Genomic DNA, 26,688 nt, shown 5'->3' on the forward strand with positions numbered 1-26,688 from the left:
CCGCGCCCCTCGAGCGCGGCCCACAGATAAGGAGCACCCCGGATGTCGCTGACCGCCGCATTCGCCGTGTTCGTCCTCACGGTCTCGGTGTTCCTGCTGGCCTACGTCGTGTTCACCGGCCGCGACTCCGCACGCGCCCGCACCCTCGACAACCTGCGCAGCGGGTTCGACGACGGCTACGCGGCCGCGCCCGCCCTCGACGCTGCCGATGACGACGTCTCCGGCAGCTCCGTGGTGGCGCTCGCCCGTCGGCTGACACCCGCCAGCACCGTCCGGCGGCTCGAGCGGCTCATCCTCCGCGCAGGCCGACCCGATGGCTGGACCATCGACCGGCTGATCGTGCTCAAGATCGCGGCGCCGCTGCTCGTGGTGGTGCTGGGTCTGCTGTTGGTCAGCACCAACCCGGCGCCGCTGCTGATCCTGCTCATGCTGGGCACCGCGGTGGTCTGCTACTTCCTGCCCGAACTGCTGCTCAAGAGCCGCAGTCAGGAGCGCAACGAGGAGATCGCACTCGAGCTGGCCGACACGCTCGACCAGATGACCATCGCGGTGGAGGCCGGGCTCGGCTTCGACTCGGCCATGGCGCGCGCCGGGCGCAACGGCACCGGGCCGCTCGCCCAGGAGCTCATCCGGACCCTGCAGGAGATCCAGGTGGGTCAGCTGCGCCGGACCGCGTACGAGCAGCTCGCCCAGCGCACCGACGTGCCCGACCTGCGTCGCTTCGTCCGCGCCCTCATCCAGGCCGACGCCTACGGCATCTCCGTGGCGGACGTGCTGCGCACGCAGGCCGCCGAGCTGCGGCTCAAGCGGCGGCAGCGGGCCGAGGAGAAGGCGCAGCAGGTGCCGGTGAAGGTGATCTTCCCCCTCCTGGTGTGCATCCTGCCCGTACTGTTCATCGTGCTGCTCGGACCGACCGTGATCAACATGATGGAGGCGTTCTCCTGACCGTGCGTTCTCATCACCTCCCCGTAGTCCTTCACTTCCTGCGCCGGGTGCCGTCGTGTTGTTCATGATCGCCGTCGCTTTCGGTCTCGTGTGCGCGGTGGCCGCGGCCGTGCTCGGCCGGTGGATGCGTGGCCTCGCCGACTCCGACTCGCGCTGGCTACGTATCGGGCTGCACGTCGTGCTCGCGGCCGGCGGCGGCTTCGCGGCCGCCTATCTCGCGCGGGGCTGGGCTGATCTCGTGACATTCGCCGCGCTGTCCGTGGCCTGCGCGCTGCTGGTGACGATCGACCTGGCCGTCTTCCGCCTGCCGGACAAGATCGTGTTGCCGATGTATCCGGTGGTGTTCGGCGGGCTGCTCCTGGCGGCCGCGGTCTCGAACGAGTGGGGCTCGCTCGGCCGAGCCGCCGCCGCTGCCGCCGCGCTGCTGGCCTTCTACTTCATCCTGGCGCTGATCAACCCCTCCGGAATGGGGCTGGGCGACGTAAAATTGTCCGGGCTGCTGGGCGCGTTCCTCGGCTGGCTGGGCTGGCCTGCCGTCATGGCGGGCACGCTGGCCGCATTCGTCATCAACGCGGCCGTTGCGCTGGTGCTGCTGGCCGCGCGGCGGGTGGGCGCCAAGAGCGGGATCGCCTTCGGCCCGGCCATGGTGATCGGCGCGGCGCTGGGGGCCGCCTACTTCGCGGTGCGCTCCGGCGGGGTGGCCTCACTGGGGGCGGCCTGAGCGGGGTTACCCGGCCGGGTCGCGGTTACGGGCGCTGCTGCGGCTATGCGCTCGAGCGCGAGCGCGCTGTCACGTTCGCGGCGACGGCGATGAACAGCACCACGATCACCGCGAGTACGGCGGTCCACACCAGCTCGGGCGACTCGTACGCCCCCTCGGTGCGTCCGACCGATACCCAGGCCAGGCCCCAGCTCGTGGCCAGGGCCGGAGCGATCCGCCCGCCGCTGAGCAAGGCGGTTGCGATGCCTATCCCGGCGGCCACAACGATGCCCACCACCCCGAGTTGGATTCGCGTGAAGATGCCGATCCCGGCGTCGGCGAGCCAGGCGTAGGTGTTGGCCAGGAACGCCACAGACACCCAGCCCAGGTAGAGCCCGAACGTCCAGTCGGTCACTACCTTCTCGATGACCCCGCCGGTCCGCGGCGCGCCGAGGAGGAACATCAGGCGGATGATCACGGCCAGCAGCACTACGATCACCAGGACGGACACCGCCAGCCAGCCGAGCTGAACGGTCCAGATCCAGAGCGCGTTGAGCACCGCGGAAGCCAACGCCCACGGTCTGACCGCCTCCTGCCGCGGAGAGCGCCGGGCGGTGGGGGTGAGCTGCCAGATCGCGTAGGCGGCCAGACCCAGGTAGATGACGCTCCAGATGCTGAACGCCGTGCCCGCCGGGGCGATCGGTGTGGCGTCGGCGGACAGCGCGCCGCCTGCGGCCTCGTTGATCGGGGTGCCGCCCAGTGCGCCACTGCCGATGAACGCGGCCACGATCGCGGCGGCGACACCCAGCACGGTGACGATCGGCAGGAACCAGCTTGTTGCCGCAGTAGGGACCCCGCCGGGGTGGGTCGAGGTTCTGTCGGATGCGGGAGTGCTTCTCTGTGACCTCATGGCCCCACCACACCACGAACAGGCACTGGACGGAACCGTGACGAGGTGTCGAGGTCGTTCACGGTGGGGCGGCGGGACGGGCGGTCCACCGTCAGGCGCCGGCCGCGGCTGCACGCCCTCAGCCCGCGGTTGCAAGACATCGCCCCGGGGCTGCAAGACGTCTCGTGCGAGATCCGGCAAAGAATTCGCACAGTATGTCGTGCGACCGGAGGGGAGAGTCTTGCAACCGGGGCCATCTTGTCCGCGGGCAGTACTTCAGCGATGACAGTCCCGAGCCCCGGACCAATCCTGACCGCGCGGCCACAGGTGTCGTCCGTCGTCCAGGGCCCCGACGACAATGCCGCCATCACCCCCGACCGGTTCAGTGGCCGGGTGGAGCCGAATCGTCGCGCCACAGCTCGCCGCGTAGACGCTGAGTGCGGTCACTCGCATGCGTACCCGGTGGAGCTGCCCCACCGGGTACGCAGTAGCTCAGACGGCGGCCCGGGACCTCCGCAGCCGCAGACTGTTCGCCACCACGAACACCGAGGAGAACGCCATCGCGGCGCCGGCGATCATCGGGTTGAGCAGCCCGGCCGCGGCCAGCGGGAGCGCTGCCACGTTGTAGGCGAATGCCCAGAACAGGTTGCCGCGGATCGTGCCCAGGGTCCGGCGCGAGAGCCGGATCGCATCCGCCGCCGAACGCAGGTCGCCGCGGACCAGGGTGAGATCGGAGGCCTCGATCGCGGCATCGGTACCGGTACCGATCGCCAGCCCGAGGTCGGCGGTGGCCAGGGCGGCCGCGTCGTTGACGCCGTCGCCGACCATCGCCACCACCCGGCCCTCGGCCTGCAGCCGGCGCACCTGCTCCACCTTGTCGGCGGGCATGACCTCGGCGATCACCGTCTCCGGCCCGGGGTCGATCCCTACCTGCTCGGCCACCGCGGCGGCCACCTTGGCGTTGTCGCCGGTCAGCAGGATCGGGGTGAGCCCCAGCTCGCGGAACCGGCGGATCGCCTCGGCCGAGGTCTCCTTGATCTGGTCAGCCACCACCAGCACGGCGCGGGCCCGGCCGCCCCAGCCCACCGCGACGGCGGTCTGGCCGCGCTCGGAGGCGGCGTCCATGGCCCGCTGCAGTTCCACGGGCAGTGGCATGGCACGGTCCGCCAGCAGCGCGGGCCGGCCGACGATGATCTCCTCGGAGGCGTTGTCGTCGTCGCCCCTCTCACCGGGGCCGACGCCTGCGGCGACGTGACCGGAGACGCCCAGGCCCTCGTGGTTACGGAAGCCCTCCACGGCCGGGAGGTCGCCGGCCTTCTCGCGCGCACCCGCGGCGATCGCGCGGGCGATGGGGTGCTCGGAGGCGTCTTCGACCGCGCCGGCCAGACGTAGCACCTGCGCCTCGTCCTCGTCGTCCGCGACGGTTGTAGAGACCAGGGCGTGCTTGCCGGTGGTGACGGTGCCGGTCTTGTCCAGCACGATCGTGTCGACCTTGCGCGTGGACTCCAGCACCTCCGGGCCCTTGATGAGGATGCCCAGCTGGGCGCCACGGCCGGTGCCGACCATCAGCGCCATCGGCGTGGCCAGTCCCAGCGCGCACGGGCAGGCGATGATGAGCACGGCGACCGCGGCGGTGAACGCCATCGCGGCGCCGGCGCCGGTGATCATCCAGAATGCGAACGTCGCCACGGCCAGGACCAGCACGACGGGCACGAAGATGCCCGAGATGCGGTCGGCCAGACGCTGCGCGGCGGCCTTGCCGGACTGGGCGTCCTCGACCATCTGCGCCATCTGCGCGAGCTGGGTGTCCGAGCCGACGCGGGTGGCGCGCACGACCAGGCGGCCGCTCGCGTTGACGGTGCCGCCGACCACGGCGTCGCCTTCGGACACCTCGGCGGGGACGGACTCGCCGGTGACCATCGAGGTGTCGACCGCGGAGGCGCCGTCGACGATCTCGCCATCGGTGGCGATCTTCTCGCCCGGGCGGACGACGAACTCCTCGCCCACCTGCAGCGCCTCGACCGGGATGCGGGTCTCGACGCCGTCCCGCAGCACGGCGACGTCCTTCGCGCCCAGCTCGAGAAGCGAGCGCAGGGCGGCGCCGGCGGTGCGCTTGGACCGGGCCTCGAAGTACCGACCGAGCAGGATGAACGTGGTGACGCCGGCCGCGGCCTCGAGGTAGATGTCGCCCGCGCCGTCACTGGGCGAGAGCGAGAACTCGAAGCCGTGCGTCATGCCCGGCATGCCCGCGTGGCCGAGGAACAGGGCGTACAGCGACCAGGCCAACGCGGCGATCGTGCCCATCGACACCAGCGTGTCCATGGTGAACGTGCCGTGCCGGAGGTTGATCCAGGCCGCGCGGTGGAACGGGTACGCGCCCCACACCACGACGGGCGCGGCGAGCGTGAGCGAGAGCCACTGCCAGTAGGTGAACTGCAGCGCGGGGATCATGGCCATCGCGATCACCGGGATCGACAGGGCGGCCGAGATGATCACGCGCTGTTTGAGGCTCTCGACGCGGTCGACGCCGGCGGCGTCGTCGGTGGAGTTGCCCGCGTTGCCCATTGCCGTTCCGGACCCCGGGGTGCCGGGTGTCCCGTCGGCCCGGGGAGCAGCGGTGCGTGGCTTCGGCAGCCGCGCCGAGTAGCCGGCCTGCTCGACGGTGTCCAGCAACAGCTGCGGCTCGATCCCGGCGGCGATCTGCACGCGCGCCTTCTCGGTTGCGTAGTTGACCGCCGCCGAGACATTGTCGAGCTTGTTGAGCTTGCGCTCGATGCGGTTGGCGCACGACGCGCAGGTCATGCCCTCGATCTCGAGCTCGAGCTGAGTGGTGGCCGCGTCCTCGCTCGCGGCGCCCTCACTCGCGGTGGTGGTGTGCTCACTTGTGGTCACGGTGCACTCACTCCCCTGCTGTGACGGTGTACCCGGCCTCGTCGATCGCGGCGCGGACCGCCGCGGGATCGACCGGGTCGGGGGAGACGACGACGAGACGGCCGGACTCCAGCTCGACCTCGACGCTGGATACGCCGGGGATCTCGAGGACCTCCTCCTCGACCGAGTTCACGCAGTGGCCGCAGGTCATGCCCGAGACGGTGAAGGTGGCGGTGTGGTTGTCGGCGGCAGACATGGTTTCTCCTCTGATTTCGGGCGCCCCGCAGTGCGGAGTCCGGCGTGGATTGTCAGGACTTGACCAGGCGCGCGATGGCCTCGTTGGCTTCCTTCAGCTTGGCTTCGGCCTCGGGGCCGCCGTGCTCGATGGCGCCGGCGACGCAGTGGCCCAGGTGCTCCTCGAGCAGGCTGAGCGAGACGGACTGCAGCGCCCGCGTCATGGCGGAGACCTGCGTGAGGATGTCGATGCAGTACTTGTCCTCCTCGACCATCCGCTGCAGGCCGCGGGCCTGCCCCTCGATGCGGCGCAGTCGCTTGAGGTGGTTCTCCTTGTTGTGGGTGTATCCGTGCTCGGCCATGACCCATACGGTACCCCCCTAGGGTATCTAACGCAAGGGGTGCACCCGCGGCCCCACGCGGGCGGCACCCCGACGGGGGCCGGACCGGTTCCCGTTCCCCTCACCCCGGCTTAGGGTCGGCCTTGTACCGGGTTGCAGACGACGGAAGGAGCCACCATGCCCAAGACAGGCAAGGACGGACACGCCAAGGAGAGCGAACTGCCCTCGACGCTGCAGCGCAGCGACCAGAAGGCCAAGGACACCTTCGCGAAGGCCTACGACTCCGCGGAGGAGGAGTACAGCGACGAGTCGCGGGTGGCCCGCACCGCGTGGGGCGCCGTCAAACACACGCACGAGAAGGTCGGCGACCACTGGGAGCCCAAGGATTCCGCCGGGCCGTCCGACTCGCAGTCCGCCAGCGGCGGCCCGAATCCGTCCGGCGAGTCGAAGGGCGGCGTGGACGCCAACGCGAGCAAGGAGCACCTGTACGAGCAGGCCCAGAAGCTCGACATCGAGGGCCGGTCCGACATGACCAAGGACGAACTCGTCGAGGCGCTGCGCAAGGCGAACGATCGGAAGACCAAGAAGGCACGCGAGAAGAGCGACTGACGGCCCTTCTTCCGGGCGGGGCGGTCTAGAGCGAGTGGTCGGCGGGGTCGGTGTCGTCCGACGCCAGGGATTCGATGCGCTGCAGGTCCTCTGGGAGTAGGTCGGTCTGATCTGCTGCCGCCTCCAGGAGCAAACGCATCTGCTGCTCGAGGGCGCCGGCCCGCTGCGGGTGACCTTCCTCGTTGACATGGGTGATGAGCATGCGCAGCACGCGCAGCAGCGCGGCCACCACCTCCGTCTGGTTCAGGCTCGCCTGACGCAGCTGATCGAAGGCGTGCTCGACGTACTCGTCGTGGTCTAGATTCCACGGCTGGACCAGCACCCGGCCCGCGTCATCGCGCAGCGCCTGCGGGGCCAGTGGGCCGGTGAGGACCGTGCGCAGCACGGTGCCCAGACGCAGCAGGACCTCTACCGCGGGGTGGTGGGGTCGTTGATCGCCGAGCTCAGGGCCCGCAGGCCGATGTCGACGAGCTGGCGGATCGCGAAGTCCGCGTCCTGGAGCATGGTCCGCATCTCGGATATCGCGACGGCCCCCGCGATCTTCTGCGAGCGCGACGGGGGCGGCCACGCCGTGAACAACGGCTCCCCCTGGTGGATGTACGCCCCGACCCTGGTCTCCAGCCGCAGCACCGTCCCCGCGGAGACGGCGGCGAGCAGCTGGCCCATGTGCACCTGGCTGACCCACCCGCTGCGGCCGGCCGGGATCACGATGGCGCCCTCCGGGGCGGGGAAGTCCTCGGGGTCGACCGTACTGAGGCCGGCGGGAAGTCGTCCCAGACGCGTTGCCACCACCTGCCCCTCGTCCGCGATGCTCTGGGCGAGGTTGCCGACCTGCAGGCCGCGGGCCAGGTGATCCAGGTGGACGATGATCCCCACCACGGTAACCAGTGTCAGACCTATGGCGATGGTCAGCGAGATCCGTGGCGCCGGGGCCGTGGCCTCCCCGCTGAAGCTCGGCAGGATCAGCACGCAGTAGAAGAACGTGCCCACCAGGAGTCCGATCACGCCCTGACTCAGCCGGTCGCGGATGAACGAGCGCATCACACGGGGCGAGAACTGGTTGCTGGCCAGCTGCAGACTCACCACGGTGAGCGAGAAGACCACTCCCACGGTGGTGATCATGGCCCCGGCCACGGTCGAGACCAGCCAGGTGGCGGCGTTGCTGCTCATCGCCAACGTCCACGGGATCTCGGCGTTGTGCCCCAGGCGGTTGTCGATCACGGTCGCGCCGACCGCCAGCAGGACCCCGCCCAGCATCACCAACGCCGGGAGGAGGAACAGGCTCTCCTTGAAGCGGTAGCGCGCCGCCGACAGGCGCAGCCTCCACGCCAGCCCACCGCTCCCCGTCATCGCGCCCCTCCCACCGGCCATACCCGCTGACATTACGCGTGCGGGCCGGGCCGGGGCGGTACTCAGCTCTGGCGTGACCGGCCGGCTCGGGCCGACCATCGACCCTGCCGGTGATCGACCTCGATCGGATACTCGAAGGCCTCCGTCACCAGCTCCGAGGTGAGCACGTCCCGGGCGGGACCGGAGGCGTGGATCCGGCCCTGGGCGATCAGCATCGCGTGGGTCGTCGACGTGGGCAGCTCCTCGAGGTGATGGGTGACCAGGACTGTCGCGAGGTCGGGCTGCGTGTCATGCAGCTGGTCGAGGGTCGCGAGGAACTGCTCCCGGGCCGCCACGTCGAGACCCGTTGACGGCTCGTCGAGGAGCAGCAGGGCGGGGTTCGGCAGGAGCGCCCTCGCGATGAGCGCCCGGCCGCGCTCGCCCTGCGACATGGTGGGCCACACGGCGTGCCGGAGCCCGTCCAGGCCGAGCATCTCGATGAGGTGGTCGGCCCGGTCGAGCGTGGGCTGATCCGGTTCCCACCGGCCCATCAGGTCCGTCGTGCCGGTGGCGCCGGTGAGCACGACCTGCCGCACCGTCAGCGGCGAGCGCAGCGGGTGGCGGGGATTGACGTGCCCGATCGACTCCCGCAGCTTACGGATCTCGACCCTGCCCAGCTGGTGGCCGAGGACGTGGACCGAGCCGCGGGTCGGGTGGGCCTCGGCGCCGCACAGGCTCATGAGCGTGCTCTTGCCTGCACCGTTGGGGCCGATGAGCGCCCACCGCTCGCCTGCCCGGACCGTGAGGTCGATGCCGGAGAGGATCCGCTCGGACTGACGGACGAAGTCGACGTCGCGAAGGCGCAACACCTCGGCCCCCGCCCCGTCGGCCATGCCGGAGTTCGCGCCGGGGCCTGCCGCTCCGTCACCCGCACCGGGGCCTCGCGCCCCGCTCACGACAGCGCCTCCCGCAGCTCGCCGAGGTGAGCACGAGAAAGGCGCGACGCGGTCGCGTCGTCGCGGTCCGCGATGGCGTCGGCCAACTCGACGTGCGCCCGCTGGTCGGCGTCACTGCCGAACTCCCCGCGGAGGCGGAGCATGTCGATCATGGCCGCGCGGACCCTGGGCGTGAAACTGTCGAACATCTCCACGAGGACCGGGTTGTGGGCGGCCACCACTATCGCCCGGTGGAACTGCGTGTCCACGTCCACGTGGCGCTCGATGTCGGAGCGGTTCTCGGCCCGCCGGGCGAGCGCGCGCCGGATCGCCCGCAGGTCGGCGGGGGTCCGCCGTGCGGCGGCGAGCGCTGCGGCCTCGGCCTCGATCGCCACGCGGGCCTCGATCACCGAGACGATGTCCGCACGTCGGAGCACGGCATCCCAGTCCTCCGGCACCTCGAGCGCCGTGACGAACACACCCGCCCCCTGCCGGGAGGTCAGCACCCCGCGGCCGGCGAGTTGGCGGATGGCCTCGCGGACGGTGGAGCGCCCCACGCCAAGTTGGGGCGCGAGCGTCGTCTCGCCGGGCAACTTCTCACCCAGCGCCCACTCTCCCGACCGGATCCGCTCCAACAGCAGCTCGGCGGCCTGATCCGCCAGCGATGCCCGTCTCACCTGCGTCACACGTTCCATGCCGACAACTCTACTTGTCTGAGGAGTTGTGGTAGTTTCCACCCATGCGTTTTCTCGAGTGCCTTCTCCTTGGTCGCCACGGCGGGGCGTAGTCGGACCGGCTCCCGTCGTGGAGCCGAGCCTGCGCCGGTCACCCGACCCGAGAAGTGAAGGACCAGCTCGACATGACCGCATCATTTCCCCGCATCACCACGCCCGACGGGCCTGTGCCCGGCCACGCCCCCGCGTGGAACCGGCAGCGGCACTCGCGGATGCCGTCCCACCGGTACTCGGACGTCCACTCCCGCGTGGACGTGCCCGTGACCCGGCCGGAGTGGCCGACCCGCCGCCTCACCGCGGCGCCCCTGTGGGTGCCGGTCGACCTGCGCGACGGCAACCAGGCGCTGGCCGAACCGATGGACCCGGCCCGCAAGCGCCGGTTCTTCGAGCTCATGGTGGCGATGGGCTACAAGGAGATCGAGGTCGGTTATCCCTCGGCCTCGCAGACCGACTACGACTTCGTCCGCCTCATCGCCCAGAGCGAGATCGCCCCGGACGACGTGACCATCGTCGTCTTCACCCCGGCTCGCCGCGACCTCATCGAACGCACGGTGGCCTCGGTCCGCGGCATCACCAACCCGGTCGTCATCCACATGTACACGGCGACCGCCCCCACCTGGCGCGACACCGTGCTCGGCTACGGGCCGGACGAGCTCAAGGACCTCATCGTCGCCAGAGGCCGCGACGTGCTGGAGTTCGCCGGCGACCTGCCGAACGTGCGGTTCGAGTTCTCGCCGGAGGTCTTCAACCTCACCGAGCCGGACTACGTGCTCGACCTCTGCGACACCATGACCGCACTGTGGGACGCCACGCCCGAGCGCCCGGTGATCCTCAACCTGCCCGCCACGGTCGAGATCGCCACCCCGAACGTGTACGCCAACCAGATCGAGTACATGCACACCAATCTCGCCCGCAGGGACGCGGTGATCCTCTCCGTACACCCGCACAACGACCGCGGCACCGGTATCGCCTGCGCCGAACTGGCCGTGCTCGCGGGGGCGCAGCGTGTCGAGGGCTGCATCTTCGGCAACGGCGAGCGCACCGGAAATGTGGACATCGCCACGCTCGCGCTGAACCTGCACGCGCAGGGCATCGACCCGATGATCGACTTCTCCGACATCGACGAGATCCGCCGCACGGTCGAGTACTGCAACCGGCTCGAGGTCCCCGCGCGCCACCCCTACGTCGGCGACCTCGTCCACACGGCCTTCAGCGGCACGCACCAGGACGCCATCAAGAAGGGCTTCGCCGAGCACCGCGCCCGGGCCGCCGCGCAGGGCCGCCCCGAGCGGGAGATCGCGTGGAAGGTCCCGTACCTGCCGATCGACCCCGCCGACATCGGCCGCAGCTACGACGCCGTGATCCGCGTGAACTCCCAGTCCGGCAAGGGCGGCATCGCCTACCTGCTGGAGACCGAGTACGGCATCGAACTGCCCCGCAGGCTCCAGATCGACTTCGCCCGCACGGTGCAGCAGCACACCGACTCGACCGGCCTGGAGTTCACGGCGGCCCAGCTGTGGACGGTCTTCCAGGACGCCTACCTCAACCGGGCGCCCGGCGCCGAGCCGATCGTCCTCACCGAGTTCTCCACGTCCGAGACGGGCGGGCGGGCCCACACCCGGATCGCTCTGAGGATTGACGACGACGACGAGGTCAGCGTCCACACCGAGGTCGGCCCGGTCGAGGCGCTCACCAGGGCCCTCGCGGCAGGCGGCATCGACGTGGAGGTCCTCAGCCTGCACCAGACCAGCGTGGGGGCGGGCAGTCAGAGCGAGGCGCTCACCCTGGTCGAATTCCGTGCCGGCGCCGACGTCCGCTGGGCAGCCGGGAGGGATCGCTCCGTCCTCGCGGCCACCCTGGCCGCGGTCATGGCCGCCGCGAACGACCTCTGGCGGGCCAGCTCAACGGCAGGAGTTCAGCCGCGGCCCATCCCATAGAACTCGGGGTTGGGGCGCAGGCTGGCGACGTTGGCGATCCTGTTGGACAGGCCGAAGAACGCGGAGATGGAGGCGATGTCCCAGGCGTCGTCCTGGGTGAAACCGTGGCCTTCGAGGATGGCGAAGTCCTCGTCGGACACGGCATAGGCCTCGGCGGAGACCTTAAGCGCGAAGTCGAGCATGGCCTTCTGCCGGTCGGTGATGTCCGCCTTGCGGTAGTTCGTGGCGATCTGGTCGGACACGAGGGGATCCTTGGCCCGGATCCGCAGGATCGCGCCGTGGGCGACCACGCAGTACTGGCACTGGTTGGGGCCCGAGGTCGCGACGACGATCATCTCCCGCTCGGCCTTGGTCAGATTCCCCGGCCTGTCCATCAGGGCGTCGTGGTAGGCGAAGAACGCGCGGAACTCGTCCGGGCGGTGGGCCAGCATCAGGAAGACGTTGGGGATGAAGCCGGATTTCTCCTCGACGGTCAGGATGGCCGCCCGGATGTCCTCGGGCAGGTCGTCGAGCTCGGGTACCGGGAAGCGGCTGGGGGCCTTGGTGTCGCTCATGGTGGTCGGTTCCTTTGATCAGTTGTCGGTGAGGGGGACGATGACGCGGCCGCGCACGGTTCCGTCGAGCAGTGCGTCAGCGACCGGGATGCAGTCGTCGAGGGTGATCTTCTCCGTCATCGACTCCAGCAGGGCCGGGTCGAGGTCGGTGGCGAGCCGGCGCCAGGCCTCCCGGCGCTCGTCCACGGGGCACATCACGCTGTCGACGCCGGCCAGGGTGACCCCGCGCAGGATGAAGGGCGCGACGGTGGCGGGGAAGTCCATCCCGGCGGCCAGTCCGCACGCCGCGACCACAGATCGGTACTTCATCTGCGCGCAGACGTTTGCGAGCACGCGGCCGCCCGCCACATCGATCGCGCCCGCCCACTGCTCCTTGGCGAGTGGCTTCCCGGACTCGGTGAAGTCCGACCGCGGCAGGATTCGGGTCGCGCCGAGCCCCGTGAGGTAGTCGGATTCTTCCGGGCGACCGGTCACGGCGACCACCCGGTAACCGAGCTTGGCCAGCACGGCGATGGCGACGCTCCCCACGCCGCCGGCAGCGCCGGTGACCAGGACCTCCCCGGAGTCAGGAGTCACCCCGTGGCGCTCGAGTGCCATCACGCACAGCATCGCGGTGTACCCGGCGGTGCCGATGCTCATGGCCTGCTCGAACGTGAACGCCTCCTCGAGCGGGATCAACCATTCGCCCTTCACCCGGGCGTATTCGGCGAGCCCGCCCCAGTGGCGCTCCCCCACGCCCCAGCCGTTCAGTACGACGCGGTCACCGGGCGCGAAGTCCGGATTCGTGGACTCCTCCACTGTGCCCGCGAAGTCGATCCCGGGCACCATCGGGAAGGATCGGACCACCGAGCCCCTGCCCGTGATGGCGAGCGCGTCCTTGTAGTTGAGGGTCGAGCAGGCCACCCGCACGGTCACATCGCCCTCGGGGAGCTGCGCCGGCGACACATCGGCGACCTCCGCCGAGTGCCCGCTGTCGCCTCCACTGATCAGTACTGCTCTGAAGTTCTCGCTCATCACTGCCTCTCATGGGTGTCGTCGGCGATCATCGCCAGGAACTGTTCTGCAAACGTGTCCAGCGCGGCGGGGTCGCGTTCGAGCTTCGTGCGCAGAACGGCCCCCTCCCACCCGATCCAGAAGAACTCGGCCAGTCGGACGCAATCCGCGTCTGCCGGTATCTCGCCGGCGTCTCGCGCTGCCGTCAGACACCGCGCGGTGCGCGCTTCCCAATCACGGAGAACCGCGGTGAGGCGGTCCCGGAACGAGGGCGGCAGGGCGCCCATCTCCTGGCCGAGATTGCCGACGAGGCAACCACGCCGGAACTCGTGCCGGGCCATGCCCTCCCGCGCGTCCGCGATGAACGCGCGGAGGCGGTCGAGCGGGGTGAGTGTCTGGTCCTCGAACCAGCGATCGAGTTTGGCTGCGAAGTAGTCGGCGTATTCGTCGATCAGGGCGAAACCGAAATCCTCTTTGCTGCCGAAGTAGTAGTAGAACGACCCCTTCGGCACCTCGGCCGCGGTGAGGACCTCCTCGATCCGCACGGCGCTGAATCCCTTCTCCGTCAGGATCGCCACGCCCCGGCGCAGCAACCGCGCTCGAGGGGCATCCGGCTGTGACTGGTCCTTGCGCGGACGACCCCGCCGCCGCGGCGCCACGACCATCTCGCCCGTGTCCATGAATAAATTAGTAGACCGGTCGACTATTAAAAGTCAAGGGCCGAACCGCCGCGCAGTGGCGGGGTGAACGGACTGCCGTCCACATTGTGCGCTTACACTCCCCACAGCTAGTGATCCGAAACACAAAGTCCGGGGGGACCGTGCAACTTCGTCGAACCGCGATGCGCGCAGCCGCATTCGCCGCCGCCATCACCACCACCGTCGCCGGAGGGGCCCTCGTCGCCCCTGCCGCATCAGCACAGGGATCGTCCAACGACCCGGCGCCCGCGTTCTATCAGCCGCCGGCCGACCTGCCTGACGGTCCAGGGACCTTCGTCAAGACGCAGCCGTTCCCTCTGGCCGGGGCGATCCCGCCGATCCCGGGAGCCGAGCACCTCTCGGACGGCGCCGGCGCACTGTCGACCGACGCGCAGCGGATCATGTACACCTCGATCGGCTCACGCGGCCAGGAAATCGCCGTGACCGGCGCCTACCTCCAGCCGCGCACGCCGTGGACCGGGCCGGGAACGCGACCGCTCGCGGTGGTGGCACCGGGAACGCAGGGCCAGGGGGACCACTGCGCTCCGTCCAAGTCGTTCCAGAACCTGGCGAACGTGCGCACGGATCCGCCCGGGATCGGCTTCGGCTACGAGATCATCCAGGCGTACGCCCTACTCGACCGGGGATTCGCCGTGGCGATAACCGACTACGAGGGTCTCGGCACGCCCGGCATCCACACCTACGTCAATCGAGAGTCTCAGGCGCACGCGGTGCTCGACCTCGCCCGCGCGGCCTCGGACGTCCCCGGTGCCGACATCGGCCCCGACCCCCGCACCGTCATGGTCGGCTACTCGCAAGGTGGTGGCGCCGTCGCCGCCGCCGCGGAACTGCAGCCGCAGTACGCACCGGACGTCAACCTCGTCGGCACAGTAGCCGGTTCGCCGCCGGCCGATCTGCTGGCCACGCTCGGGCAGGCCGACGGCTCGGCGATCGCCGCGGGGATCGGCTACACCCTCAACAGCCTCATCGTGAGCTACCCCGAGTTCGGCGAGCTGATGGAGCCGCACCTCAACGAGCAGGGGAAGAGAATGCTCCAGCTCACTTCAGACCAGTGCATCGCCGAGTCGGCAGTCCAGTTCTTCATGCAGAACACGAACCAATACACCGTAACGGGAGAGTCGGCCACCGAGCTCGCGCTGCGGAACCCGGAAATCCTGGCGTTCCTCGAGCGCCAGCGGGTGGGCACCCTCACGCCCACCACGCCGGTCCAGATCCTCTCGCCCGTGAACGACGACGTGGTGCCCGGACCGCAGTCCCAGCAGCTCGGTCGCGACTGGTGCGCGAAGGGCGCGACGGTGAACATGGTCATCGACCACACTCCGCCGGTCGCGCCGGGGATGGTCCTCAACCACGCGACGCCGATGCTCGCCGGCCTGCCCGGGACCGTGCAGTATCTGGCCGACCGGATCGACGGGGTCCCCGCGCCCACCAACTGCGGGACCTACTGACGGAGCCACCCCGCCGCTGGCCCACCTTCGTCGAACAGAGCGTTCCGCACACTCCCTGAGACCGCCCTCGGGAAACGTGTGCGGAACGCTCTTCGCGATGCCCGGGCGGGGGCGGGAGCGAGCGGGGGCGCCGACTCCGCAACGTAGTTGCGCAACTTGGTTGTACAGTTGGGAGGGTGACCCTCCCCGCCGACCCCGCCACATTGGCCGCGGAACTGCGTGATGCCCTGCGCCCACTGTGGAGACGGTTCAACGCCCACCGCACCCTGTCGCTCGGCAAGGTCGGCATCTTGTCGCACCTCGCCAGCCGCGGCCCGCTGACGGCGACCGACCTGGCGGGCCTCGAGCGGATCAGCCACCAGGCGATCGCCAACGCAGTTCGCGAGCTCGAGGAGCTCGGCCTGATCCGGCGCAGCCCGGATCCGGACGACGGCCGCCGCGTCCTGGTCCAGCTCACCGACTCCGGCCGCGAACGACTTCGCGCCGAACAGACCGCCGGGCAGGACTGGCTGGCCCGCTCGGTCGCCGACCACCTCGACGACGCCGACCGCGCCACCATCGCCGCCGCGATCCCGCTGCTACGCCGGCTGGACGCGGACGCCCCCGGCGCAGCGGACGCCCCCAATGCCGCCGACTCTCCCAGCGCGCGGCGATGACCGCCGTCGACCGCCGCCCCGCGCCCCGCTGGTTCGTCCAGGCCCTGGTGTACGCCGCGCTGACCAGCTCGGTCGTCAGCTCACTCGGCATGCTGCTGGTGCCGTCGGTGGCGACCCAGTTCGACATCCCGGTCAGCCAGGCGCAGTGGATGCTCACCGTGAACCTGCTGGTCGGCGCGGTGGCGACCCCGGTCATGGGTCGCCTCGCCGACGGCCCGCACACCCGGCGACTGCTCCTGATCAGCCTGGCCGTGATCTTCGTCGGCTCCGTCGTCGCCACGGTCGCGACGAACTTCACGGTGTTCCTCCTCGGCCGCGCGCTGCAGGGGCTCCTGTACGGGACGGTGCCGGTCACCATCGCCCTGGCCCGCCGGCACATGAGCTTCGCCGACTCACAACCCGCGATCTCGACCCTGTCGGTGACCGTGTCGATCGGCCTGGGACTGGGCTATCCGCTGACCGGGGTCCTCGCGGCGACGTTCGACCATCGTGCCGCGTTCGCGTTCGCGGCCGTCTTCGTCGTCACCGCCGCGGTCGGGGTGTGGCGCTTCGTGCCGGGCGGCCCCGACCCGCTCGCGCCGCGTATTCCGTTCGACCTGCGCGGCGCGCTCCTGCTGGGCGTCGGCCTGGCCGCGCTGGTGCTGTGGATCTCCGAGGCGCAGGACTGGGGCTGGGCGGCGCCGGCGACACTGGCGGTGCTCGCCGTGGCGCTCGTCGCCCCGGTCGCGTGGGGCCTGCACAGCGTCCGGACCCCGCATCCGCTGGTCAACCTGAGGGTCGTGCGCACCCCGGAAGTACTGCTGGCCAACGCCACCGCGATCGGCCTCGGCGTGGCCATGTACATCGGGTTGTCCATCGCCAGCCTCGTCGCGCAGGCGCCCACCTCCACCGGCTTCGGTCTGGCAGTGCCCTTGATGTGGGCGGGCTTCATGATGGCCCCGCTGTCGATCGGCAGCCTGACCGCCAACCGCTCGGTGCGCGTGCTCTCCCGCCGCGTGGACATGGCGGTGTTCCTGCCGGTCGGTGCCGCGGTGATGACGGCCGCGTCGGTACTGTTGTGGCTCAACCACGACCACATCTGGTCCCTCGCCCTGGGGATGTTCCTGTTCGGCGTGGGGATCGGCTCGGGCTATGCGGCCATGCCCGCGCTGATCGCCCGCAGCGTGGCGGTGCACCAGTTGGGCAGCGCGGTGAGCTTCAACCAGGTGTTGCGCACGGTCGGCGGGGCGTTCGGCGCCGCCCTCTCCGCCGCGGTGCTCGCCGCCCACCCGTCGGATTCGACCTACTCGACCGACGAGGGCATCACCGTCGCATTCGGCGTGGGCGTGGCGTGTTGCGTGGTGGTGACGGCAGCGCTGCTGGTCCACGCGGTCGTGGGACGACGACGAGGACGACGACGAGCCGCCCTGTAGCCCCACGCCCGCATCTGCGGGCGATACCGTTCACCGCATGCCCCTGCTGAGCTGGATCCCCGTCGTGGTCGTGACCCTGGCCCACCTGATCGCGCTGGTGGCCGATGCGACGACCGCGGCCGCGTGGACACAGGTCTTTCTCATGCCCGCGCTGGCAGTGGTGCTGCTGACGGTGCCTCGCGACGACCGCGGGCCCGCCTGGCCCTGGGCCCTGGGCGCGTTGGCCGGCAGCTGGGTGGGCGATTCGTTGCCGCGGGTCATGCCGGAGGACGCGAAGTTCCTGGCGATGGTCGGCGGGTTCGCCGTGGCGCAGGTGCTGTGGATCGTCGCCTTCACCCGCGTCGAGCGGGGCCGCCCGCCGATGGCGTGGACGCTGCTGCTCGTGGTGGTGGCGGCCGCGCTGCTCGCGGTCACGGTGCCGTCCGCGGGCGTGCTCGCCCCGGCCGTCGTGGTCTACGGACTGCTGCTGCTCGCGGTGGCGTACCTGGCGGCGAGCCACGGCTGGGTGGGCGGCCTCGGCGGCGCGCTGTTCGTCCTCTCCGACGGGCTGATCGCCCTGGGCGCCTTCCGGCCGGAACTGGTCGACTGGCCGCAGCGCGATCTTGTGGTGATGGCCACCTACGTGGCGGCGCAGGCTCTGTTCGTGGCGGTCATCCTGCTCACCCGCTCGCCCGACCGCACCGCCGGCCGCTCACCGCTGCGCCGAGACCGACCCGAACCCGTCACCAGGTGATGCGCTCCGGGCGGGCGTCGGCGAGGATCTCCTCGCGGTCGTCGGCCAGCAGAAACCCCTCCGCGATAAGCCGGTCCGTGGCCGCGGCGTAGGCGGCCAGGTACTGCGCCCGACTCTCCCACCGCTCGCGCAACTCCTGCTCGTCCACCTCCAGCGTCCGGCCCAGCAGCATGCACATCGGCTGCGCATCCCGATCCGGCTCGCCGGTCAGATGCTCGACCGGCGCGTCGACCACCGGGGTGCGCACGCCGCCCCGACTGTTGCCGACCGTCCCGGTGACGGGGTTGCGGGTGGTGGCGTTGTCGTCGTCGATCTCTACCGGTGGCGCGGCGGGTGGGCGCGCTCCCCCGCCCGCCCATGACACCAGGTGGCGCAGCCCGGCGCGCAGGACGAACACCTGCTGGCCGGAGTTGATCGGGCCGTTGCAGTCGACGAACTGCGCGAACTCGCCCAACTGGTACAGGTCCGCGTGCGCCTGGCCAGCGATCTCCCACGTGGTGACCCACTCCGAATCGGGCTGGCGCGCCGGCAGCGACCCGATCATCCCGATGAGATCGCCCTCCGCCTGCACGAGCAGCACCGGCACGCCGACGTCCTCGCGCAGCCGCGCCGGACCCACGCTGAGCGCCGCCCGGATGTCGGCGCCGCGGCCGCGGTCGTCGAACGGCAGGAAGCCGGCTCCACGGCTGTGGAGGAGGAACGCGTCGAACACCCCGGCGCGGGCGTGCACGCCGTTGACGTACGAGGTCAGCGCGAACGCCGACTGCGATTCGCCCACCGCGATAACCTGCTGCGGCCGCAGATCGCCGAGAGGGCCCGCGGGTGCGGCTCCGGCCTGCGGATCGCGCGCGTAGCGGCCGACCTGCGTGATGATGTCGTAGGCGTAGGCGTCGCCGGGGTGGTGCAGGTCGCCGTACCGCCCGGGCCGGGTCGCACGCAGCCCCGTGGTCTGGCCGCCCATCCCCACGGCGGCGTCGCCACCCTCGACCGCGATGAACTGCGCAGAGACACCCACCCACGCGTGCCCGGCGCGCAGGATCTCGTCGGCGAGGTAGGTGAAATCGGGGGCGGCGTCCTGGCCGCCGCTGACGTTGAGCCACTCCACCAGCACCACGCCGCTGAACGTCGCCGGGTCGGCCGGGCGGCGCACGAGAGCGCGGGTGGCATACGGCGCGGTGTCGGCGTCGGTGAGCTCGAACCGGCCGTCCCCCGGCGTGACCGCCGCGTCGTAGGAGGCGGCCTCACCGGATACGGCCCACTCCGACTCGACGAAGCCGGCGGCGGCCAGGTCTGCGGGCGCCCGGCCGGTCATGGGCGGGAACGGCCTGCCCTCGGTGAGTTCGGTGAACGTCGCGCGTGCGGAGTCAGCCATGCCTGAGATTGTGCCTGTTGGCGAGTCGTCCAGTCCGCGTTTGCCCGGGCCCGCTGGGTTTGGCCTGTGCGCTTCGCGATATGTGGTTACCGTCACACCATGACTGATCGTGGATACGGTTCCTGGCTCACCCAGCACGCGCTGCGCAACGGACAGCGGACGGCACTCGTCGACGACGTGGGTGGCGCCGTGACCACCTACTCCCAGCTCGAGACGCGGACCAACCAGCTCGCGGCAGCCCTCGATGCCAGCGGGGTTCAGCGCGGTGACCGCGTGGCGATGCTCCTGCTCAACAGCCCGCAGATGATGGAGATCTACTTCGCGGTGGCCAAGCTGGGCGCGATCGCGGTGCCCGTCAACTTCCGCCTCCACGCCTCGGAGGTGGCCTACGTGCTCGAGGACTCCGGGTCGTCATTCCTGTTCCACAGCACCGCGTTCGCCGAGCTGGCCACCGACGCGACCGCCGACAACCGGCGGATCCAACGCTCCGTGACGGTGCCGACCCTGGCAGAGCGCGCCAACACCTCGGGGGGCGGCAGCGCCGGCGACTACGAGGAGTTCCTCGCCGCTGGGTCGCCGGAGCGGGTGGAGCGCGAGATCTCCCACGACGATATCTGCGTGCTCATGTACACCTCGGGCACCACTGGACGCCCGAAGGGCGCCATGCTCACGCACGGGAACTTCTTCTACAACGCGGTCAACGGGATGGGGTTCGACTCAGGTCTCGGCCGCACCGACATCACCATCTCCGCCGCGCCGCTGTTCCACATCGGCGCGCTCGGCGTGCACACCCTGCCGTTCCTGTTCATCGGCGCCCAGGTGGTGATCACGGAGGCCTTCGCGCCCGACGCCTGGCTCGAGGCGGTCTCCCGGCACAGGGTGACCAAGGCGTTCCTCGTCCCCGCGATGTGGGCGGCCGTCGCCCAGTCCGGGGCGCTCCAGACCGCGGACCTGTCCACGCTGCGCTCCGGCATCAGCGGCGGAGCGCCCTGCCCGATCACGGTGATCACCGCCCTGCGGGAGGCCGGCATGGAGTTCACCGAAGGGTTCGGGATGACCGAGACCGCCCCCATCGCGGCCTGCCTCCAGCCGGAGGACGTCGTCGCGCACGCCGGCTCCATCGGCCGGCCCGCGCAGTTCAACGACTTCCGCATCGTTGACGAGGAGGGCGTGCAGGTACCGATCGGCGAGGTCGGCGAACTGTGCGTCCGCGGACCCAACGTGTTCATCGGCTACTGGAACAAGCCCGACGAGACCGCCAAGGCGCTGCGGAACGGTTGGTTCCACACCGGGGACCTGGCCCACGTCGACGAGGAGGGCTTCTACACCCTGGTGGACCGCAAGAAGGACATGGTCATCACGGGCGGTGAGAACGTCTACCCCATCGAGGTCGAGCAGGTGATGTACCAGCACCCGGAGGTTCGCGAGGTGGCGGTCATCGGCGTGCCCGACGCGAAGTGGGGTGAACGGGTGATGGCGGTGGTCGTCCGCACCGAGGGGGCGAGCGTCGACGCCGACGGGCTGCGGCAGTGGACCAGAGGCCGCATCGCCCATTTCAAGGCGCCGTCCGAGGTCGTGCTGGTCGACGAACTCCCCAGGACCGCCACCGGCAAGCTCCTCAAGCGCAACCTCCGGCAGGAGCTGGGCGGGCCGGACGCGGCGGTCAGCCGCTGACCGCACCCTGCTCGCCTCCGGCGGGTCCGCCGCACCGGCCTATCCGACCTCCACGGAGCGGGACGTGGCCCCGGCGGCTGGCGTCGTTGTCGTCGTCGGGGTTGTCGTCGTCGTACTCGTCGCGCCCGTCGAACCCACGGGGGTCGACGAGCTCGGTGGGCTGGCCGGGGGCGTCGGGATCGTCGGCCTGGTCGGGCTACCGGGAGGCGGCGGCGGGGTGGGCCGCACGCTCGGGCGCGTGACCGGCGTCGGGGGGTTGAGCGACGGGCAGGTGTTCAGATGTCTGTCCGCCAACCACGCCGGCGCCCCCTTGGCGATGGCCTCGTCGGGGCAGGTCATCAGGTACATCGAGACGTCGCGAACCGTGCGCCAGCGACCGTCGCGGAAGGACACCCAGTACGGATCGCCGGAGTGCTCGCTGGCCATGACGGCCCACCCGCCGCCGCAGTCGATGATGCGCGATCCGCTGCGCGGGTAGCCGAGGTCGGCGTTGATCGCGCGCGCATCGCACGCGGCGGTGGCGCGGCGGGCGGTCGTCGCGGTGGCGGTGCCGGTCGTGGTGGACCGCGTGCTGCGATCCGGTCGCGTGACCGGGGTCCTCGTGCTGGTCGGCAGCGGGCCCGAGGCGACCTCCTCGCCCAGGTAACTACCGCTGAGGCGCAGGCCGACCACCACAGCGACGCCGATCGCCAACAACGCGACCAACACGACCGCCGCGGCGATCACGCCCCGGGGTGGGCCCGGGCGCGACCCCCCGGCCTCCGCGGGGGCCTCGTCTGCCGGTCGCTCCGGCCCGGACCCGTCCACGACGTCAGCTCACCACGTCAGATGGTGATGCCGGGCGGCAGCGGCCCGATCGGGGTGGCGTCGCCGTCGCCCGCGAGGGGGTTCCAGACGTAGACGGTGGTGAGGTAGCCGGCGTCGGCGTTGGCCTCGCCCTCCGCGGGCGGCTGCTGGATGCGCAGCGCGACGTGGAAGTCACTGTGGCCGCCGAGCAGGACGCGGGGCGTGTCGCCGGGCTGCGTCGCGACCTGCTCGCCGTGGTGGTAGAGCAGGACCTTGGTGGGCGAGGAGACGGTGCCGCCCTCGGTCTCGAGGAACAGATAGCCGAGGTTGCCGCACAGGTTGCCGTGCTCGCCGACCGTCCAGCCGACGCCGTCGGAGGGGCCGGGCGTCTCCTCGGCGACCTGCTCGACGTCGACCTCGCACCCGGCCGGCGGGCCGCCGAGCGAGTCGGTGTTGATGGCGTTCGCGGCGGGCGCGACCGCAGCGATCAGGCCTGCTGCGCACGCCGTGGCGGTGAGTGTTCTGGTGGTCCGGGACATGAGGGCCGTCCTTTCCAAACATTGGCACAAAGACTGTCTGCCTTCACAGGTCATATCCCCCGCGGCATCGATGGTGTTACCCGTCACATCTCCCACGTTGTGTCCTGCGTCTCACCGCGCCACCCGGCGTGGGTACGGTGGATCCAGCCGGCGGCTCGCCCCACCCGCGTCCCGTTCCGCCGCCCGCCAGGAAGGTGCACCGTGCCCGAGACCTCCATCGACGAGACCCCCACGCACGTCCTCGACCAGGTCGTCGCCCTGACGCCCGACGGCGAGCACCGGTTCCGTGGCCGCACCCACGAAGCCTGGGCCAACATGGTGGGCCCGTTCGGCGGCACCACGGCGGCGACGATGCTCAATGCGGTCCTGCAGCACCCCGAGCGGCACGGCGACCCGCTGGCGCTCACGCTCAACTACGCGGGCCCGGTCGCCGACGGCGAGTTCCTCATCGAGGCCCGCCCCGTGCGCACGAACCGCTCCAACCAGCACTGGGTCCTGGAGATGCGCCAGGGCGACGAGGTGGTCACCACCGCCACCGCGCTGACGGGCCTGCGCCGCGAGACGTGGTCGGAGACCGAGACCGGCCCGCCGGAGGTCCCGGCGCCTGAGGAGTTGCCGCGCGCATCGGAGGATCGCGGAGTGCGCTGGATCGGGAACTACGACATGCGGTTCGTCACCGGTGGGTGGGACGACGTCGCGGGAGACGAAGGGACGACAACGACGTCGACCACGACCATGTGGATCCGCGACTCGCCGGAACGCGGTCTCGACCACCTCTCATTGACGGCCCTGGGTGATTCGTTCTTCCCGCGCTCGTTCCTGCGGCTCGGTCGGCCGGTGCCCGCGGGGACGGTGACGCTGTCGATCTATTTCATGGCCACGGCGGACGAGCTCGAGGCGCAGGGCACGGATTTCGTGCTCGGTAGCGTTCACGCGCACCGCTTCCACGGCAGCTATCACGACGAGTCGGCACGCCTGTGGTCCCGCGACGGCACGCTGCTCGCCATCAGTAACCAGTTGATGTACTTCAAGTCCTGACTTTTACTCCTGTCGAGGGGCAGCACATGTCGACGACGCGCAACAGCACCACCCACGAGGTCCTCAACCAGGCTGCGCCGCGGGTCGGGGTGGACGAGTTCGCCCTCAACCCGGCGCTTCAGGAAGCGCTGGCGGCGTTCGCGCCGAGCGCGAAGTCCGAGTGGTTCCACGAGATCGGTCGGCACGTGGGCACGGAGCAGTACCAGCATGATGCGGAGCTGGCCAACACGATCACCCCGGTGCATCACTCGCACGACCGGTGGGGCAACCGCGTGGACGAGATCGAGTTCCATCCGGCCTACCACCGGATCATGGAGTTCTCGGTCTCCCGCGGCCTACATACGTCGGCGTGGGCGGACCCCGGCGTGGGCGCGAACGTCGAGCGGGCGGCCGGGTTCATGCTGGTCTCGCAGATCGAGGCCGGGCACGGCTGCCCGCTGTCGATGACGCACGCGGTGGTGCCGTCACTGAGGATGAGTCCGGAGCTCGCCGCGGAGTGGGAGCCTGCGCTGCTGTCGACGGTCTACGACCCCCAGCTGCGCGATCCCGCCACCAAGTCGGGCGTGCTGTTCGGGATGGCCATGACCGAGAAGCAGGGCGGCTCGGACGTTCGCGCCAACACCACCACGGCCGAGCCCGTGACCGTGGAGTCCTCCGCCGCGGCCGCCGGCTCCGGCATGTACGCCCTGCGCGGCCACAAGTGGTTCTGCTCCGCACCGCAGTCGGACGCGTTCCTCGTGCTCGCGCAGGCCCCGGAGGGGCTGAGCTGCTTCCTGGTGCCGCGCGTCCTGCCGGGCGGCGAGAGCAACCCGTTCCTGGTCCAGCGGCTCAAGGACAAGCTCGGCAACAAGTCCAACGCCTCCTCCGAGGTCGAGTTCGACGGCACGCTGGGCTGGATGGTCGGCGAACCCGGCCGCGGGGTGCGCACGATCATCGAGATGGTCGGCCGCACCCGTCTGGACTGCGTACTCGGCGCGGCCGCCGGCATGCGCCAGGGCGTGGCCGAGGCGGTGTGGCACGCCCGCCATCGCGCGGCCTTCGGCGCGACCCTGATCGATCAGCCGGCGATGGCCGCGGTGATCGCCGACCTGCAGCTCGAGTCCGAGGCCGCGACCTGGACCGCACTGCGCCTGGCCGCCGCCCACGACGACGAGGACGCCGCCCCCTTCCGCCGACTCGCCACCGCCGTGGCCAAGTACTGGATCTGCAAGCGCGGGCCGAACCACGCCTACGAGTCGCTCGAGTGCCTCGGCGGTAACGGATACACGGAGGCGTTCCCGTTGGCCCGCCGGTATCGGGAGCAGCCGGTGCTCGCGGTGTGGGAGGGATCGGGCAACGTCATCGCCCTGGACGTGCTGCGGGCGATGGCCCGCGAGCCCGAGTCCGTGACCGCGTTCGACGCCGAACTCGCCGCCCAGCTGGGCCGGAACGGGCTGTTCGACCAGCACGTCGAGCGGGTCCGCGACCTCATCGGCCGGGCCGCCTCCGATCCGGTCGCGGCGCCCGCGATCGCCCGCCGCCTGGTTGAGGCGATGGCGCTGGCGCTGCAGGCCGCGACCCTGCTCGCCTACGCCCCGGCCCCGGTCGCGGCGGCGTTCTGCCTGGCCCGGCTCGGCCCCGATCGCTCGGCCGAGTACGGCGCCCTGCCCGACGGCGTCGACATCGCCGCCCTCGTCGCCCGCGCCTGAGCAGCGCCAGCCCGCGCGTGACCCCCGCGCTCGCGCCTGACTCCGACCCGGCCTCAGCGGGCCCCCGGCCGACCACGCCCACCGACTTGGTCGCGGCCGTGGCGGACATGGTCGTCATCGTTTGGGGCACGCCGCGTGTCGCCGCGCTGGTGACGACCATGTCCGCGCTGATGACGACCCTCCGCCACTAGCCCACGCGTGGCGAGGGCGGCGGGTGCGGCGGGGCCAGCGCAGCGCGCCTGACACGTGAGTCGACGACCGCAATGGGCCCGGGCGCGCCGCTTGGGCAGGTTGTCAGTTTTCAGCGTTCGCCCGGATCTGCTGCGCCGTTGTCTGCAGTAGTCCGGTCCATGCCGACTCGAACTTGGCGACACCCTCCGCCTCCAGCTTGTCGAACACCTCGACCAGATCCACGCCGACCCGCTCGAGGCTCCGGAAGGTCTCCGCAGACTGCTCGGCCCGACCGACGACCGGGTCCTTCTCGACCCGGCCGTGGTCCGCGAAGGCCTCCATGGTGGACGCGGGCATGGTGTTGACCGTGCCCGGAGCGATGAGACCGCTCACGTAGAGGGTGTCGTCGTACTCCGGGTTCTTGACGCCGGTCGACGCCCACAGTGGACGCTGTGGCCGGGCGCCCCGGCCGGCCAGCTCGGCGAAGCGGGCACCGGAGGAGAACACCTCGCAGTACTCGGCGTACGCGAGCCGTGCGTTGGCGAGGGCGGCCTTGCCCTGCAGGTCGCGCGCCTCCCCGGTGTCGAGTTCTTCGAGCCGAGCATCGATTTCGGTGTCCACCCGGGACACGAAGAACGAGGCGACCGAGTGGATGGAACCCAGGTCGTGGCCCGCCTCGGCGGCGGCGGACAGCCCCTCCAGATAGGACTGCATGACCTGCACGTAACGATCGACGGAGAAGATCAGCGTGACGTTGACGCTGATCCCCTCGGCGATCACCCGGCGGATCGCCTCCAGTCCCGCCACGGTGGCCGGAATCTTGATGAGGAGGTTGGGGCGATCAACGATCCGCCACAGTTCGATCGCCTGCGCGACAGTGGCGTCCGCCTCGTGGGCGAGGCGCGGGTCCACTTCGATCGACACCCGGCCGTCGACCTCGTCCGACACCGCGAACACCGGGTCGAGCACGTCACAGGCAGCGCGGACGTCGTCGGTCGTGGTCGTCCGGATCACGGTATCGACATCAGCGCCCTCCGCGGCGAGTGCTGCGACCTGGGTGTCATACGCGGTTCCCGAACTGAGCGCCGCCTGGAAGATGGACGGATTGGTGGTCACGCCGACGACCGAGCGTGTGGCCACCAGTTCAGCCAGCTTGCCCGAGGAGATGAGGTCGCGCGACAGATCGTCGAGCCACACGGAGACCCCCGCCTCAGACAGTGCGGACAGGTTCTGGTTCTGGTTCTGGTTCTGGTTCATGGGAACCTTTCTGCGGCGGCGTGCCGCCGCGCTCGGTGCGAGGGTTGCGTCGGTGGATGGTCGGGACGGGTTCAGCAGGACGGGCCGCGGAGGAAAGCCGGCGAGAGCGGAAACAGGCATGCGG

General features: G+C 70.6%; 27 protein-coding genes. 13 read left to right on the plus strand and 14 right to left on the minus strand.

Annotated features, from left to right (window positions below):
* The first annotated feature begins 42 nt into the window (after positions 1 to 42).
* Together ACWIFB_RS02630 and ACWIFB_RS02635 are read left to right on the plus strand one after the other, a co-directional pair.
* Positions 43 to 945 carry a type II secretion system F family protein gene (locus tag ACWIFB_RS02630; protein ID WP_454057199.1) on the plus strand — a complete coding sequence of 301 codons (903 nt, stop codon included), beginning with the start codon at positions 43 to 45 and terminating at the stop codon, positions 943 to 945.
* 64 nt (positions 946 to 1,009) lie between these two features.
* Positions 1,010 to 1,666, plus strand: a complete 657-nt coding sequence (locus ACWIFB_RS02635) for a prepilin peptidase (protein ID WP_454057200.1) — start codon at positions 1,010 to 1,012, stop codon at positions 1,664 to 1,666.
* 43 nt (positions 1,667 to 1,709) lie between these two features.
* Here ACWIFB_RS02635 and ACWIFB_RS02640 read toward each other — a convergent pair whose 3' ends face one another.
* From ACWIFB_RS02640 to ACWIFB_RS02655, 4 genes are all read right to left on the minus strand, one after another.
* Complete coding sequence (locus ACWIFB_RS02640) at positions 1,710 to 2,555, minus strand: tryptophan-rich sensory protein (RefSeq protein ID WP_454057201.1); 846 nt, start codon at positions 2,553 to 2,555, stop codon at positions 1,710 to 1,712.
* Positions 2,556 to 3,026: 471 nt separating this feature from the next.
* Positions 3,027 to 5,426 carry a heavy metal translocating P-type ATPase gene (locus ACWIFB_RS02645; RefSeq protein ID WP_454057202.1) on the minus strand — a complete coding sequence of 800 codons (2,400 nt, stop codon included), beginning with the start codon at positions 5,424 to 5,426 and terminating at the stop codon, positions 3,027 to 3,029.
* A 7-nt stretch (positions 5,427 to 5,433) separates the two neighbouring features.
* On the minus strand, positions 5,434 to 5,661 hold the full coding sequence (locus tag ACWIFB_RS02650) for a heavy-metal-associated domain-containing protein (RefSeq protein WP_454057203.1): 228 nt from the start codon (positions 5,659 to 5,661) through the stop codon (positions 5,434 to 5,436).
* Between the two features lie 52 nt (positions 5,662 to 5,713).
* On the minus strand, positions 5,714 to 6,001 hold the full coding sequence (locus ACWIFB_RS02655; protein ID WP_454057204.1) for a metal-sensitive transcriptional regulator: 288 nt from the start codon (positions 5,999 to 6,001) through the stop codon (positions 5,714 to 5,716).
* Between the two features lie 156 nt (positions 6,002 to 6,157).
* Here ACWIFB_RS02655 and ACWIFB_RS02660 point away from each other — a divergent pair, with 156 nt between their 5' ends.
* Entirely contained in the window at positions 6,158 to 6,589 is a 432-nt protein-coding gene (locus ACWIFB_RS02660; protein ID WP_452098017.1) for a ChaB family protein, read from the plus strand.
* A gap of 25 nt (positions 6,590 to 6,614) precedes the next feature.
* On the opposite strand, the gene ACWIFB_RS02665 is transcribed toward ACWIFB_RS02660, so the two are convergent.
* The 4 genes from ACWIFB_RS02665 to ACWIFB_RS02680 all read right to left on the minus strand — a co-directional run bounded on the left by ACWIFB_RS02665 (position 6,615) and on the right by ACWIFB_RS02680 (position 9,548).
* Positions 6,615 to 6,974 carry a DUF2254 family protein gene (locus ACWIFB_RS02665; RefSeq protein ID WP_454057205.1) on the minus strand — a complete coding sequence of 120 codons (360 nt, stop codon included), beginning with the start codon at positions 6,972 to 6,974 and terminating at the stop codon, positions 6,615 to 6,617.
* Between the two features lie 23 nt (positions 6,975 to 6,997).
* The gene (locus ACWIFB_RS02670; RefSeq protein WP_454057206.1) at positions 6,998 to 7,939 is read right to left on the minus strand and encodes a DUF2254 domain-containing protein; all 942 of its coding nucleotides are present in this window, start codon (positions 7,937 to 7,939) and stop codon (positions 6,998 to 7,000) included.
* Between the two features lie 62 nt (positions 7,940 to 8,001).
* The gene (locus tag ACWIFB_RS02675) at positions 8,002 to 8,811 is read right to left on the minus strand and encodes an ABC transporter ATP-binding protein (RefSeq protein WP_454057331.1); all 810 of its coding nucleotides are present in this window, start codon (positions 8,809 to 8,811) and stop codon (positions 8,002 to 8,004) included.
* A 59-nt stretch (positions 8,812 to 8,870) separates the two neighbouring features.
* Positions 8,871 to 9,548: a FadR/GntR family transcriptional regulator gene (locus ACWIFB_RS02680; RefSeq protein WP_454057207.1), complete on the minus strand. Its 678-nt coding sequence runs from the start codon at positions 9,546 to 9,548 to the stop codon at positions 8,871 to 8,873.
* Positions 9,549 to 9,712: 164 nt separating this feature from the next.
* Here ACWIFB_RS02680 and ACWIFB_RS02685 point away from each other — a divergent pair, with 164 nt between their 5' ends.
* The gene (locus ACWIFB_RS02685) at positions 9,713 to 11,524 is read left to right on the plus strand and encodes a 2-isopropylmalate synthase (protein ID WP_454057208.1); all 1,812 of its coding nucleotides are present in this window, start codon (positions 9,713 to 9,715) and stop codon (positions 11,522 to 11,524) included.
* On the opposite strand, the gene ACWIFB_RS02690 is transcribed toward ACWIFB_RS02685, so the two are convergent.
* The 3 genes from ACWIFB_RS02690 to acuR are packed head-to-tail and all read right to left on the minus strand — an operon-like array spanning position 11,503 to position 13,751.
* The gene (locus ACWIFB_RS02690) at positions 11,503 to 12,078 is read right to left on the minus strand and encodes a peroxidase-related enzyme (protein ID WP_344996759.1); all 576 of its coding nucleotides are present in this window, start codon (positions 12,076 to 12,078) and stop codon (positions 11,503 to 11,505) included. The two genes, ACWIFB_RS02685 and ACWIFB_RS02690, sit on opposite strands and share 22 nt — an antisense overlap.
* A gap of 18 nt (positions 12,079 to 12,096) precedes the next feature.
* Positions 12,097 to 13,092: an acrylyl-CoA reductase (NADPH) gene (acuI, locus tag ACWIFB_RS02695; protein WP_454057209.1), complete on the minus strand. Its 996-nt coding sequence runs from the start codon at positions 13,090 to 13,092 to the stop codon at positions 12,097 to 12,099.
* A complete protein-coding gene (gene acuR / locus ACWIFB_RS02700) occupies positions 13,092 to 13,751 on the minus strand; it encodes an acrylate utilization transcriptional regulator AcuR (protein ID WP_454057210.1) in 660 nt (219 codons plus the stop codon). The genes acuI and acuR overlap by 1 nt, the downstream gene beginning before the upstream one ends.
* Positions 13,752 to 13,912: 161 nt before the next feature.
* Here acuR and ACWIFB_RS02705 point away from each other — a divergent pair, with 161 nt between their 5' ends.
* From ACWIFB_RS02705 to ACWIFB_RS02720, 4 genes are all read left to right on the plus strand, one after another.
* Complete coding sequence (locus ACWIFB_RS02705; protein WP_454057211.1) at positions 13,913 to 15,238, plus strand: lipase family protein; 1,326 nt, start codon at positions 13,913 to 13,915, stop codon at positions 15,236 to 15,238.
* Positions 15,239 to 15,414: 176 nt separating this feature from the next.
* Entirely contained in the window at positions 15,415 to 15,894 is a 480-nt protein-coding gene (locus ACWIFB_RS02710; RefSeq protein WP_454057212.1) for a MarR family winged helix-turn-helix transcriptional regulator, read from the plus strand.
* Positions 15,891 to 17,306, plus strand: coding sequence for an MFS transporter (locus ACWIFB_RS02715; protein ID WP_454057213.1), 1,416 nt, complete (start codon positions 15,891 to 15,893; stop codon positions 17,304 to 17,306). Before ACWIFB_RS02710 ends, ACWIFB_RS02715 begins: the two co-directional genes overlap by 4 nt.
* Before the next feature lie 37 nt (positions 17,307 to 17,343).
* Positions 17,344 to 18,039, plus strand: coding sequence for a lysoplasmalogenase family protein (locus tag ACWIFB_RS02720; RefSeq protein WP_454057214.1), 696 nt, complete (start codon positions 17,344 to 17,346; stop codon positions 18,037 to 18,039).
* Here ACWIFB_RS02720 and ACWIFB_RS02725 read toward each other — a convergent pair.
* Complete coding sequence (locus tag ACWIFB_RS02725; protein ID WP_454057215.1) at positions 18,029 to 19,411, minus strand: alpha/beta hydrolase domain-containing protein; 1,383 nt, start codon at positions 19,409 to 19,411, stop codon at positions 18,029 to 18,031. The two genes, ACWIFB_RS02720 and ACWIFB_RS02725, sit on opposite strands and share 11 nt — an antisense overlap.
* 99 nt (positions 19,412 to 19,510) lie before the next feature.
* On the opposite strand from ACWIFB_RS02725, the gene ACWIFB_RS02730 reads away from it, so the two are divergent.
* From ACWIFB_RS02730 to ACWIFB_RS02740, 3 genes are all read left to right on the plus strand, one after another.
* Complete coding sequence (locus ACWIFB_RS02730) at positions 19,511 to 21,085, plus strand: acyl-CoA synthetase (protein ID WP_454057216.1); 1,575 nt, start codon at positions 19,511 to 19,513, stop codon at positions 21,083 to 21,085.
* A gap of 64 nt (positions 21,086 to 21,149) precedes the next feature.
* Positions 21,150 to 21,563 carry a hypothetical protein gene (locus ACWIFB_RS02735; RefSeq protein WP_454057217.1) on the plus strand — a complete coding sequence of 138 codons (414 nt, stop codon included), beginning with the start codon at positions 21,150 to 21,152 and terminating at the stop codon, positions 21,561 to 21,563.
* 12 nt (positions 21,564 to 21,575) lie between these two features.
* A complete protein-coding gene (locus ACWIFB_RS02740) occupies positions 21,576 to 21,731 on the plus strand; it encodes a hypothetical protein (protein ID WP_454057218.1) in 156 nt (51 codons plus the stop codon).
* Positions 21,732 to 21,909: 178 nt separating this feature from the next.
* Here ACWIFB_RS02740 and ACWIFB_RS02745 read toward each other — a convergent pair whose 3' ends face one another.
* Positions 21,910 to 22,410: a hypothetical protein gene (locus ACWIFB_RS02745; RefSeq protein WP_454057219.1), complete on the minus strand. Its 501-nt coding sequence runs from the start codon at positions 22,408 to 22,410 to the stop codon at positions 21,910 to 21,912.
* A 201-nt stretch (positions 22,411 to 22,611) separates the two neighbouring features.
* Between ACWIFB_RS02745 and ACWIFB_RS02750 the strand changes: the two genes are divergently transcribed.
* Positions 22,612 to 23,448 carry an acyl-CoA thioesterase gene (locus tag ACWIFB_RS02750; protein WP_454057220.1) on the plus strand — a complete coding sequence of 279 codons (837 nt, stop codon included), beginning with the start codon at positions 22,612 to 22,614 and terminating at the stop codon, positions 23,446 to 23,448.
* A 26-nt stretch (positions 23,449 to 23,474) separates the two neighbouring features.
* Entirely contained in the window at positions 23,475 to 25,136 is a 1,662-nt protein-coding gene (locus tag ACWIFB_RS02755; protein ID WP_454057221.1) for an acyl-CoA dehydrogenase family protein, read from the plus strand.
* A gap of 294 nt (positions 25,137 to 25,430) precedes the next feature.
* Here the strand turns inward: ACWIFB_RS02755 and tal are convergent, their stop codons facing one another.
* Positions 25,431 to 26,564, minus strand: coding sequence for a transaldolase (gene tal, locus ACWIFB_RS02760; protein ID WP_454057222.1), 1,134 nt, complete (start codon positions 26,562 to 26,564; stop codon positions 25,431 to 25,433).
* Between the last annotated feature and the right edge of the window lie 124 nt (positions 26,565 to 26,688).

The organism is Dietzia sp. NPDC055340, assembly GCF_053645335.1.